Origin of the sequence: Aeromonas sp. QDB62 (assembly GCF_027705695.1) — a bacterium.
In the GTDB taxonomy this organism is placed as follows: domain Bacteria; phylum Pseudomonadota; class Gammaproteobacteria; order Enterobacterales; family Aeromonadaceae; genus Aeromonas; species Aeromonas allosaccharophila.
The window spans coordinates 22,126-33,992 of record NZ_JAPDCD010000017.1; the positions used below are offsets into that span (position 1 = coordinate 22,126).

At 61.3% G+C, this 11,867-nt stretch carries 11 protein-coding genes; 1 reads left to right on the forward strand and 10 read right to left on the reverse strand.

Going from position 1 to position 11,867, the window contains the following annotated elements; genetic code table 11:
• Window positions 1-33: 33 nt before the first annotated feature.
• From OKC27_RS10295 to OKC27_RS10330, 8 genes are all read right to left on the reverse strand, one after another.
• Window positions 34-1,368, reverse strand: coding sequence for an MFS transporter (locus OKC27_RS10295; protein WP_182939334.1), 1,335 nt, complete (start codon window positions 1,366-1,368; stop codon window positions 34-36).
• A gap of 21 nt (window positions 1,369-1,389) precedes the next feature.
• Window positions 1,390-2,910 (reverse strand): signal transduction histidine-protein kinase/phosphatase UhpB, encoded by a 1,521-nt coding sequence (uhpB, locus tag OKC27_RS10300; protein WP_182939335.1) that lies wholly within the window; start codon window positions 2,908-2,910, stop codon window positions 1,390-1,392.
• Entirely contained in the window at window positions 2,907-3,497 is a 591-nt protein-coding gene (gene uhpA / locus OKC27_RS10305) for a transcriptional regulator UhpA (protein ID WP_005334071.1), read from the reverse strand. Before uhpA ends, uhpB begins: the two co-directional genes overlap by 4 nt.
• A gap of 168 nt (window positions 3,498-3,665) precedes the next feature.
• Window positions 3,666-4,061, reverse strand: a complete 396-nt coding sequence (gene rnk, locus OKC27_RS10310) for a nucleoside diphosphate kinase regulator (protein WP_005334070.1) — start codon at window positions 4,059-4,061, stop codon at window positions 3,666-3,668.
• Between the two features lie 243 nt (window positions 4,062-4,304).
• The gene (locus OKC27_RS10315) at window positions 4,305-5,042 is read right to left on the reverse strand and encodes a substrate-binding periplasmic protein (protein ID WP_270806211.1); all 738 of its coding nucleotides are present in this window, start codon (window positions 5,040-5,042) and stop codon (window positions 4,305-4,307) included.
• 82 nt (window positions 5,043-5,124) lie between these two features.
• The gene (locus OKC27_RS10320; RefSeq protein ID WP_270806232.1) at window positions 5,125-5,808 is read right to left on the reverse strand and encodes a hypothetical protein; all 684 of its coding nucleotides are present in this window, start codon (window positions 5,806-5,808) and stop codon (window positions 5,125-5,127) included.
• Window positions 5,809-5,880: 72 nt separating this feature from the next.
• A complete protein-coding gene (locus OKC27_RS10325) occupies window positions 5,881-7,272 on the reverse strand; it encodes an alkaline phosphatase (protein WP_270806212.1) in 1,392 nt (463 codons plus the stop codon).
• A gap of 11 nt (window positions 7,273-7,283) precedes the next feature.
• Entirely contained in the window at window positions 7,284-8,681 is a 1,398-nt protein-coding gene (locus OKC27_RS10330) for an alkaline phosphatase (RefSeq protein ID WP_182939338.1), read from the reverse strand.
• 322 nt (window positions 8,682-9,003) lie between these two features.
• Here OKC27_RS10330 and ylqF point away from each other — a divergent pair, with 322 nt between their 5' ends.
• Window positions 9,004-9,954: a ribosome biogenesis GTPase YlqF gene (gene ylqF / locus OKC27_RS10335; RefSeq protein ID WP_270806213.1), complete on the forward strand. Its 951-nt coding sequence runs from the start codon at window positions 9,004-9,006 to the stop codon at window positions 9,952-9,954.
• Window positions 9,955-10,110: 156 nt separating this feature from the next.
• On the opposite strand, the gene OKC27_RS10340 is transcribed toward ylqF, so the two are convergent.
• Both OKC27_RS10340 and OKC27_RS10345 read right to left on the reverse strand, forming a co-directional pair.
• Window positions 10,111-11,007, reverse strand: a complete 897-nt coding sequence (locus OKC27_RS10340) for a histone deacetylase family protein (RefSeq protein WP_270806214.1) — start codon at window positions 11,005-11,007, stop codon at window positions 10,111-10,113.
• Between the two features lie 99 nt (window positions 11,008-11,106).
• Window positions 11,107-11,766, reverse strand: a complete 660-nt coding sequence (locus OKC27_RS10345) for a YccT family protein (RefSeq protein ID WP_270806215.1) — start codon at window positions 11,764-11,766, stop codon at window positions 11,107-11,109.
• Between the last annotated feature and the right edge of the window lie 101 nt (window positions 11,767-11,867).

An 11,867-nucleotide genomic window follows, 5' to 3' on the forward strand; every position in this document is an offset into this window, starting at 1 on the left:
GCTTGCCGGATCTGGCTTGCCAGATGCCAGCCGTTACTCTGACGCTGCTTGAGCCGTTCTGGGGGCCTGCGCCTTGAGGAAGGGGAGCAGCAGCAGGGCCGAGACGCCGGCCGCCACCGAGATCACCACGAAGAAGCCGTTCCAGTGCCAGATCTCCATCACCTTGGCCAGCGGATAGCCCGACAGCGCCGCCCCCATGTAGGCAAAGAGACCGACAAAGCCGGTGGCCGCCCCCGCCGAATTTTTATGGGAGCACTCCGCCGCTGCCATGCCGATCAGCATCTGCGGGCCAAACACGAAGAAACCGATGGTAAAGAAGCAGGCCGCCTGCATCACATAGCTGAAGAAGGGCATCAGCCAGAGCGATCCCACCGCCAGCAGGATCCCCACCGCAAAGATCAGGTTCATCGGGCCACGGTTGCCGTTGAACAGCTTGTCCGATCCCCAGCCCGCCACCAGGGCGCCGATAAAGCCCCCCACCTCGAACATCGAAATAGCCGAGTTGGCGCTCATCAGATTGAAGCCACGCTGCTCGGTCATATAGAGGTTGCCCCAGTCGTTGATGGCGGTGCGCACCACATAGACCAGCACATAACAGCAGGCCAGCAGCCAGATATAGGGGTTGCCCAGCACATATTTGCGCAGGATCTGGCGGTGGGAGAGCCCCGCATCCTGGGTCTGCTGGGCCAGCTCCATGGCGTCCTTGCGCCACTCGCCCACAGTCGGCAGCCCCATGGCGCTCGGGGTATCCCGCAGCCGCCAGCAGAGGAACAACCCCGCCACGATGGCGATAAGGCCGGGCACTATCATGCCGTAGCGCCAGCCATGTTGCAGGGCAATGGTGCTGACGATAAGGGGGATGAGCGCCCCGCCGACGTTGTGGGCGGTGTTCCAGGCCGACCACCAGACTCCGCGCTCGGTGCGCGAATACCAGCTGGTGAGCAGCTTGGAGCAGGGGGGCCAGCCCCAGCCCTGAAAGAAGGCGTTGGCGACCCAGAGGGCGGCAAACATCCAGAGTGCCGACGAGAGGCCGAACAGGATATTGATGACCCCGGTGGCCATCAAGCCAATCCCCATGAAGTAGCGCGGGTTGGCGCGGTCGCTGATGATGCCGGAGAAGAACTTGGAGCAGCCGTAGGTGATGTAGAACAGGGTCCAGAGCATGCCGATGTCGGACTTGTCCAGCATCCCGCTCGCCAGCATGTCCGGCATGGCGAAGTTGAAGCTCTTGCGGGTGAAGTAGAAGACCGCATAGCCCAGATACATGGTCAGCAGCAGATGCAGTCGCCAGTGGCGATAAGTGGCATCAATCTCGGCCTGCTCACGAATGAGCGGCTGGGGCGGCGCGCTTCTCATAAAACTCAGCACAGGCTGGCCCTCCGGTGGTGATTAGCCATGACTCTCTTCCCGTCTGCGACTGGGCAGGTTGACCGTCAGCTGGGTGCCGTGGATGCAGGAGAGTTGCATGCTGCCCCCGAGCGCCTGTACCCGCTCGCGAATGCCGAGCAGGCCATAGCCCTGTTGCGGCCGACTCTGTGGCAGGCCGCGGCCATCATCTTCCAGCACCAGTTGCAGCTGCTCGCCGCTGGCCCGGGCGCGAATGGTGACCGAGTGGGCATTGGCATGTTTGACCACGTTGTTGAGCCCCTCCTGACAGACCCGAAACAGGGTGACCCGCTGGGCATCGGAGAGATCCCCATCCGCCAGCTGCCACTCCAGCCGGGTGACGATGCCGTGACGCTCCAGCTCCAGCTCCCGCAACAGACTGCGTACCGCCTGCTCCAGAGTCATGTCGTCGAGCTGACGCGGGCGCAGCCGCCCGAGCAGACCGCGTACCGCGTCATAGATCCCGAGCGACAGCGTGTCGATGAGGGCGCTGCTCTGGCCCACCCCGGCGTTGTCGGGGGCGAGGCGGCGCACTATGCCAGCCTGGGTACGAATGGCTGTGATGGTCTGGCCGATGTCGTCGTGCAGCTCGCGCGCCACCTCCTTGCGGATACTCTCCTCGGTCTCCAGCAGCCGCTCGGTGAGCTGGCGATTATGGGCGAGCTGGCGGGTCAGCGCCTGATTGAGTTCGCGCTGGCGCTGGATCCCGGCGCCGAGCAGCAGGCCGGTGAGGCTCTGGGCCAGCAATGAGAGCAGCAAGTCGAGGGGGTGATCGTGCCAGGCCTGACTGGCCAGCAGGGCGATGGTGTTCATCAGGGTGGCGAGCAGCGCCCCCTGCCAGCCGTAGCGCCACGCCATGGCGATGATGGGGATGGCCAGACAAAACGGGGTGAAGCGCACCAGCGAGTTGGGCAATCCCAGTTGCAGCCAGAGGCTCAATATGAACAGCAGCAGATACCAGACCAGATGGCGAAAGCGCCACTCCACCGGCTGATCCACCAGCGCAGGCCCCAGCGGCACCCAGGTGGCGCGGGTGAGGTAGTGCCAGATCAGCATGCAGGTGGAGGTGAGGGTCAGCCCGCCGGTCAGGCTGAGCAGCAGGGCCGAGAGGCCATCTTCCCCGGCCAGATGCCAGAGCAGGGCTTGCAGCAGCGCCGCCGCCGTGACGGTGGCGAGCAGCAGCAACAGTTGCTGCCAGTCGTTGCGCACCTGTTGGCGACGGGCAATCAGCAGCGGTAGCAGGGTCAGCAGACTGCCCGCGACCAGCCACGGCCAGTGGGGGAGCCCTACCTCCAGATTGAGCCAGTAGAGCAGCAGCCCTTCGCACAGCAACAGCGGCGGCCAGTAGTGGCCGGGACTTTGCAACAACAACCCGAGGCGAAGGCCGAAGGGGAATAGCAGCACCGCCAGCGCCGGGCCACCCGCCAGATGCAGGCTGATGCTCCAGAGGCAAAACCAGCCGGCGGCAAAAATGAAGCAGGCCGCCAGCGCGATGGCGACATAGCTGGCAAAACGGGAGATCACCAGCTATCCAGCATGCGGTGGGCCAGCTCGACGTTGTTGCTGACCTTGAGCTTGTCCATCAGGTTGGCGCGATGGACGTGGACGGTTTTGGGGGAGAGGCCGAGCTGCTCGGCGATGGCCTTCACCTCCAGCCCCTGTGCCAGCAATTGGGCAATCTCCCGCTCCCGATTGGTGAGGGGATCCCGGCTGCTGCTGGCCAGTTTCTGGGCGATGTCCGGCGTCAGATAACACCCCCCCTGGGCGGCGGTGCGCACCGCGGCGATCAGCTCGTCCGGACTGCAGCGCTTGGAGAGAAATCCTTTGGCACCGGTCTGCAGTGCCTGCTCGATGAGGGCGGGGCTGTCGTGTACCGAGAGCATCACCACCGCGAGACCGGAGGGGAGCTGCTTGAGCAGATCCAGCCCCGATTGGTCGGGCATCGAGATGTCGCAGACGCAGACTCGCGCCCCGCTGCCGGGCAGGCCGGCAAGGGCGTCGCTGGCGGAGCCGAATTCGGCGACCACCTGCAGGTCGGGCTCCAGATTGAGCAGTTGGGCAAAACCGGATCGGACGATCTGGTGATCGTCGATGAGGGCAATTTTTATCATGATGTCAGCCTGAAATTCGGTGCGTCATGACCATGACGCGGCCAACAAGATACCTGCCCCCTGAGTCAGGCTCAAGGGGCGGAGGACGATAGGGGAAAAATCGGCCCGATAAGCAAGGGAAGCTTGATCGGGATCAGGCTGTGCGGGCTGGCCTGCCCGCAACCGGAGTCAGCGGTGCAGCTCGCCGGCGCGCTCCGGCTGATAGACCACTTCCAGAATTTCTACCTCGATGGTGCGACCGGCGGGACCCGGCCAGGCGATGCTGTCGCCCACTTTCAGGCCGAGCAGGGCACTGCCCACCGGCGCCAGTACCGAGATGTTGCTCTCGTCACCCTTGGCATCGCGCGGGTAGACCAGGGTGAGGCAGAACTCGTTGCCGCTGCTCTGCATCTTGAAGCGCACCTTGCTGTTCATGGTGACCACGTCCGGCGGCATGTCGGCCGGTTCGCGGATCTCGGCGCGATCCAGCTCCTCTTGCAGGGCCAGATGCTGCGGGTGGTTGCCGAGCAGTTGTTCGATACGGTCCAGATCAAGGCTGGAGATAACGAGATGAGGTTGTTTCATAGGATATTCCTTATCAATAGCAGAGAGGCCAGGCCGACAAGGGAAGGCTGGCCAGTACGCTGGATGTCACACAATGGTTTACACAGATTAAAAACAGTGAAAATGCCATGCCCCCAAACGACTCGCGGCCGAAGGAGCGAGGCGGGGGCTCAGCAGGGTGTGAGCAAATGCGAGGAAATAACGAGTATTTTCATGGGGCTACCATAACCATTCTGGCTGGCCTTGGCAACCGTGACTGAGTGACTACTCAGGAGCCTGATAGTGGTACTGACGGATGATCCGCGCCAGGGTGCCATCATGGCGCATCTCGTCGATCACGGCTTGCCAGCGACGACCTTCGGTGAAGGGGAAATCCTTGCTGGCCGCGATAAATAACTGGGTCCGCATCAAGGATTCGCCTTTTACTATCTCATCGATGGAAAATCCGCCTGTCTGCTGGTTGTAGAGAATGACGTTCCAGGCTGCGGTCCAGGCATCGATGCGTCCTCGTTGCAGTTTGAGGGCATTGAGGTCTTCGGTGGCAACGGTTTGGCTGGCGAGATTTAGCCGCTGCTGGAGCAGGTACTGGCCGAAGGAGTGACGCAAGGTGCCCACCTTGAGCGAAGGAAGATCTTTTAACGTGAGCGGAGTGGGATGGGCGTTGCGATCACTGACGATGACGAACTCTTCATCGAGGATAGGTGTCACCCAGTAGTAGAGGTGTTCCCGTTGAGAGCTGCGCACCGGCGGGATCAGCAAGACATCCTTGCGATGCGCGGTTTGGGTGAGCGCTCGGGCCAGCGGCATCAACTCGATGGTTAGCGGTTCATTGAGGCGCCGGGCGGCCTCTTCCATGATCTCGATGGCGACCCCGCTTGGTTTGCCGTGAGAGGAGCGAATGACATAGGGGGGCAGCTCGGCCGCCACCAGCACAATAGCCTGGGCGCTGGTGTGTACCAGCAATAACAGCAGGGCAAAAAAGGGCAGGCAGAGAGCGCGCATCAAGATCGTGAGCCAGAGTCGAATGGTCAGAGTGTAACATTCCTGCCTGCGTTGTCTTTCCACCCGCTGAAGGGTTGGGATCTCAGTCGAAGAAATCCCGCAGATCGCGCACTTCGTAATCAGCGAGTTGCAGCCAGGGGAGCTGAGCGGGCAGCTTGCGCAGGGTCACCTCCATCCGGTAGCTGCGATAGCCGTCGAGACTGGCCGACTCGACCACCAGCGGGATCTGCCACTGATGCGACCAGAGAATGCGGGTTCGTTGTTGCCCTTCGCGTTTTTGATACCAGCGGGCCTGCTCGGGGGCGGCCTCATCCAGTGGGGTCATCCCCTCGATCAGCGCCGGGTTGACGAGATGGCGGATCCGCGGCCAGTCGGGCTTGAAGGCCACCTGGCCATACTCTTCCATTGGCACCTCTACCAGCTGGTTGTGCCAACTGTCGGCATAACGCAACTGAAGTTCACCCTCATCACTGCGGCTGACCCAGCGGGCCGCCATCTGGTGGGTAAAGTGCTTGTGGCCGGGCGTGGCGTCGTGAGTGGCGTGATAGGCGCGCGCAAGGGGCAGGGGAATGAGCCGCTGGCTCCACACCTGATTGCCTACACGCAGCCACTTCTCCTGCCAGACGCTCTCTCTGGCGATGCCATCGCTGCCGGTGACCCGGTCGTGATAGCTGATCCGGGCGGCGAGATCCGGGGGCGTGTCGTCGGCATGAAGCGGGAAGGCGAGGGCGCTGCCAAGCAGCCATAGAAGCAATAATCGCATCATCATCTGTCGCTCGAAAGAGCCGGGACCCGGGGCGCTGAACCGATTGCTCAGCTGCTCCCGGGCCCCCGCTGCTTACAGGCCGAGCGCCTCCCGCAGTTTGCCAAACACCTTGGTGTTATCCAGCGTGCCCTTGAAGCGGTTGCTGCCGGCGCCATCGGCAAACAGCATCACATCGCCGCCACCGTGGGTTTCCGACGCCAGCTTGACGCCGGTCTCCTGCAGATAGTCATTGGCCATCACCTGATCGCTGGTGAGGACGGGGCGCACGTCCGCACGGTTGGGGCCGTTACCGAACACCAGGGTGGTGAAGGGCTTGCCATCCACATCGTTCTGGGTCGAGCCGTCGCCATTTTTCACCAGATCCAGCACCGGATTACCCTTGGCGGCGTAGCCGTTGATGGTCATGGTGTGGTCATGGTCGGCAGTGACCACGATCAGGGTATTGTTGAGGTCCACTTTACCGAGGGCCGTCTTGACCGCCTCGTCCAGTGCCACCGCATCGGTGAGGGCTCGCTTGGCGTTGGTGCCATGCAGGGCGTGATCGATACGTCCCCCCTCGACCATCAGGAAGTAACCCTGACTGTTCTGGCTCAAGAGATCGATCGCCTTGGCGGTCATCTCGGAGAGCGACGGCTGGGTGTTAGCCGCCCCCTTGGCGACGCGATCCAGCTCGTAGTCGAGGTGGGATTTGCTGCTGAACAGACCGAGCACCTTGCCGCTGGTGACTTTGGCGAGATCGCTTTGGGTGGTGACATAGCTGTACCCCTGCGCGGTCATCTCGGCGGTCAGGTCGCGGTTGTCATTGCGACCGCCCTTGTTGCTGGCGCTGTAGGGGGTCCAGTGGTTGGCACCGCCGCCCATCAGCACATCGACCCCATCCTTGAGGGCACTGTTAAAGCCAGCGCCTCCCGGAACGGCCTGTGCGGCGATGTCATAGGCGGCATCCCGATGGCAGATATGGGAGTAGGTGGCCGCCGGAGTAGCGTGGGTCAGCTCGGTGGTGGTGACGGCCCCGACCGATTTGCCTGCCGCCTTGGCCAGTTCCAGGATGGTGGGCACCGGCTTGCCGTTATCGCTGCTGCAGTTGTTGACGGTTTTGTTGCCATTGACATCTTTGCCGGGGGCGATGGCTTTGGTGTCGCTGCTCATGGCGATCACCTCGTTGTTCATCTTGACCCCGGTGGTGTAGGCCGCCATGGAGGGGGCCGAGTCGGTGGTCTGGGCATCGTGGGAGAAGGTCTTGATGCGAGCCGTGCGAGGCAGTTTCATCATATCCAGATTGCCCTCTTCCCCCACCTTGAACAGGCGGGTGGCGGTGAGCACGGTGGGACCCATGCCATCACCGATAAAGAGGATGACGTTTTTGGCATCACCGGCCTGTGCCTGGGAGGTTGCGCCCAGCGCACTTAACAGGGCGGCGCAGACCAGCGTGTGCTTGTTGGATGTGTTCATCTGTTTGCTCATGAAAGTGCTCCTTACAGCTTGGCCGCAGCCTTGATCTTGCCGAACACGGCGGTGTTATCGAGTGAGCCATGGAAGCTGTCAGCCCCCTTGCCGATGGCGCCGAGGAAAACATCGGTGCCGCCGTGGGTCTCGTTGCCGATCTCGCCCACCTTGACCACCACTTCCTGGTGGTAGTCATTGGCAGAGACGGTGGCATCGTCGAGCGGGGCGACGCTGCTGCGCGGGCCATCCACCCGGTTGTAGCCGTTGCCAAAACCGATGATGGTGTAGGGCATGCCCTCGCCATCCTTGCTCGGTTCGCCCGTCTCGTAGTTCTTCACCAGCCCGAGTACGCCGGGGTTGTCGGCGGTGGTTTTGCCGGTGCGCTTGGCGTAACCGTTGAGCACCAGGGTATGGTCATGGTCGGCGGTGACCACAATCAGGGTGTTTTTCAGCTCGGGGTCGCTCTTTTTCACCTCGTCGATGGCTGCCTTGATGGCGTTGTCGAAGGCGAGGGTGTCCTGCAGCGCCCGCTTGGCGTTAGTGTCGTGCAGGGCGTGATCGATGCGGCCCCCTTCCACCATCAGGAAGTAACCCTTCTCCTTGCCCTTGAGCTGCTTGATGGCGGCCAGGGTCATCTGGGCCAGTGACGGCTCGCTGGCAGGGCGGTCCAGGTCATATTTCATGTGGCTGGAACCAAACAGACCCAGCAGCGGCTTGCCCGCATCGGCCTTGTTCAGCTCATCCAGGTTGCTGGCAAACTGATAGCCCTTGGCCTGCATTTCGCTGATGAGGTTGCGGCCATCCTCCCGCTTGCCCTTGTCGGCTTTGGGTAGGAAGAAGCTGCTGCCGCCACCGAGCACCACATCCAGCCCCTCCTTGAGGGCGCTGTTGTAGCCTTTGCCGCCCGGCACCAGCTGGGTGGCGATATCCGCCTCCAGATCCCGGTTGCAGATATGGGCATAGGTGGCCGCCGGGGTGGCGTGGGTCACCCGGGTGCTGGTCACCACACCGGTACCGCGGCCATCGGCTTTGGCCAGCTCCAGCAGGGTAGTCACCGGCTTGCCGGCACTCTTGCTGCAGTCGCTCTCATAGGTGGCATCGCCGTCCATGCTGATGACGCCGTTGTTGCTCTTAACCCCGGTCATGTAGGCCGCCATGGAGGGGGCCGAGTCAGTAACCTGGGCATCGTGGGAGAAGGTCTTGATGAAGGCCGTCTCTGGCAGGGTATCGATGGTGAGATCACCCGCTTCGCCGACACCGTAGATACGGGCCGCCGTCAGGGTGTTGAGGCCCATGCCGTCACCGAGGAAGAAGATGACGTTGGTGGGCTGGGCGGCGGGCTTGGTCGCCACAGTGTCATTGTCTGATTTGCAGCCGGCGGCCAGGGCGGCGCCGATCATCACTGCAAGTCCTGCCATTTTTCTCATTGGGGTTCGCTCCTTGTAAAACCTGAGCGCAGCCTAGAGGGGGCAGATGACACTTTTACTGACTATCGGTGACGGTTGTGTGAAAAGAGGATAAAAATGTTACAATATATCAATGTGTTATCTGTCAATTGACAGGTTGGTCTGCTCCTTTTCGGCTGTATTGCTTCGTCTCGACTGTTTGCTGATTTGATGAGGTGATGGCTAGAATGACCTGTCAAAATGGGCCCGCAGCAGGTAAAATGCGCCCCCTTCGTTCGATGCCTGCGGCAGAGCGCCTGTTGTTCCATGCGCGCGCCCGCAGCCCCCACAGAGAGTAACGGATATGTCCATCAACTGGTTCCCCGGTCACATGCACAAGGCCCGCAAAGAGATTGCCGAGGTCATGCCCCAGGTCGATGTGATCATCGAGATGCTCGATGCCCGCATCCCCTTCTCCAGCGAAAACCCGCTGGTGCCCGAGCTGCGTGGTGATACCCCGGTGATCAAGGTGCTGAACAAGGCGGACCTGGCCGACCCGGCGATCACCGATCTGTGGGTGGCGCACATGGAAAAAGAGAAGGGGATCAAGGCGCTGCCGTTGACGCAACAAGAGCCGGAGAAGATCAAGCAACTGCTGACCCTCTGTCACGAGATTCTGCCGGAGCGCAATTTTGAGCTGCGCGGCGTGCGGGCGATGATCATGGGGATCCCCAACGTGGGTAAATCCACCCTGATCAATACCCTGGCGGGGCGCATCATCGCCCGTACCGGCAACGAGGCGGGGGTGACCAAGTCCCAGCAGCGGATCAAGCTGGAGAACAACGTCATCCTGACCGATACCCCGGGTTTCCTCTGGCCCAAACTCAACCCGCCCTCCTGCGGTTATCGTCTGGCCATCACCGCGGCCATCAAGGACACGGTGTTCGACTATGCCGATATCGCCATGTTCGCCGCCGATTACTTCATCAAGGCCTACCCGGAGCGGATCAAGGCACGCTACCAGATAGCTGAACTGCCCGAGACCGAGATCGAGCTGCTGGAGATGATTGCCCGCCAACGCGCCTTCGTGCGCAAAGGGGGTCTGGCCGATCTGCACAAGGCGTCCGAGATCCTGATCAACGAGTTCCGCTCCGGCCTGCTTGGCCGCATCTCGCTGGAGACGCCGGAGATGGTGAGCGTCGAGATCGTCGAGGCTGCGGCAGACGCAGAGCAAAAAGCCAAAGAGAAGGCCGAGCGAGAGGAGGAGCGTCAGGCCCGCGCCCGTCGCAAGTACGCCCGCAAGCGTCAGAAATAGTTATTCTCAGGCGTCCCAAGCTTGCCTGACAACGGCGAGCCGGTGAGACCGGGATGACGAAACACGAAGAGGCGACCCCAGGGTCGCCTCTTCTGTTTTATCTGGTGAAGTGCCCGCCCACTTCTGATGGCGTGTCCGCTCTATAAAGCCATGCCATCAGCCAAAACGGTGGCGAGCCGTCTCAAATAGCGACATATGAAGCGGGATCAGCTGCTGCCAGTCGCGGCGATAGCCGCCACCGGGCACCGCAGCGATGGGCACGCCGTGCTGCACTGCGCAGTCAAACACCATGGCATCGCGCAGGCGAACCCCTTCATCGCTCAGGGAGAGATAGCCAAGCTCGTCGGCATGATGCACATCCACACCCGCCTGATAGAGAATGAGATCCGGCGAATAGAGGCGCAGTGCCAGTGAGAGCGCCTGTTGCAGTGTGGTGAGATAGGCATCGTCCGCCATGCCGCTTGGCAGTGGAAAGTCGAGGTGAGAGGTGGCTTTGTGGTGGGGGAAGTTGTGCTCACCATGGAGGGATAGGGTGATGATATCGCGCCGTCCGGCGCACAAGGCCGCACTGCCATCTCCCTGATGCACATCGAGATCGACGATCAGCACCTGTTCACAGCGCCCCTCGTCGAGGCAAGTCTGCGCGGCAATCACCAGATCGTTGAACAGACAAAAACCGCTGCCGTGATCCCGATGGGCGTGGTGGTAGCCGCCGGAGATCTGCAGGCCGCAGCCCTGCTCAAGTGCATAGCGGCTGGCGGCAATGGTGGCACCGATCGAGCGCAAGGTGCGCTCCATCAGCATGGGTGACCAGGGAAAACCGAGCTTGCGGATGGCGCGCGCTTCAAGCTGGCCGCTCAGGGCCGCCGCGACATAATCGGCATCGTGAATGCGACAGATTTGCTCCAGGGTGGCCGCGGGCGCTTCGCCAAGGGGGTAACCCTGCGCCTGCAACTGCTCAAACAGCCCCTGATACTTGGCCAGCGGAAAGCGATGGCGCTCGGGCAGGGTCAGGGAGGAGTAGAGAGGGTGATAGAAAATATGCAGTGACATCAGGGATTGGTTCCATCGGTGCAGAGATGAACCTGGATATGAAAAAGGGGAGCCTAGCTCCCCTTGTCATTCCCGACGGGTCAGGATGAAGGTCCCGGATTACTGCTGCTGGATAACCCAGATCTGGAAGGCTTTGCGGGTTTCCGCATCGGCCTTGTTGTACCAGTTTTGCAGCTGGGTCAGGGCTTCCGGATTGCTTTGAGCCTTACTGGGGGCAACCTGAACCGGTGCGCTGGCGGCAGCCATCACGGCAGCAGAAGAGACGGCCACCGCTTTGGGCTGGTTGAAGGCTTTACCCATGTTGATCAGCTCTTGCTGATAGTCACGGGTCAGCTGGAAGCCCTCTACTTTCGGCATCACGAACTGTTCGCTGCTCACTTGCTGGCCAGTGACTTTGTCTTTCAGCGTGACTTTCTGAACCTTCAGGAACTGTTTGGCTTCTACTTCGTTGCGGGGCTTTTTGTAGTCCAGCACCAGTTGTTGGTTGTCGGTGGCGGTGAAGTTCAGCACCAGCGGCTCGGCGGTGACCAGCTTGATTTCGTCTCGATTAGAATAATTGCCTTCAAATGCAACCACGAGCTGATGTTTACCAACGCTAAGTGGAAACTTTTTGGTGTTATCGAGTAATGAGGGATTGATTGCTTGACCATCGATCAGCTGGACGACATAGGGGTTGGTCACTTCCAATTGGGCATCAGCAAGGGCGCTACCGGCCCACAACAGACCAGCCAGTGCCGGTACCAGAACAGTCAGTTTCATTTCATCTCCTTGAACAGTCAGGCGTATTGCCCACTGAAAACAGGGGCTCATTTTTGCAGGTTTGGTTCACTGCGGCAATGGCTCTTTCAGGTGTGCACAGT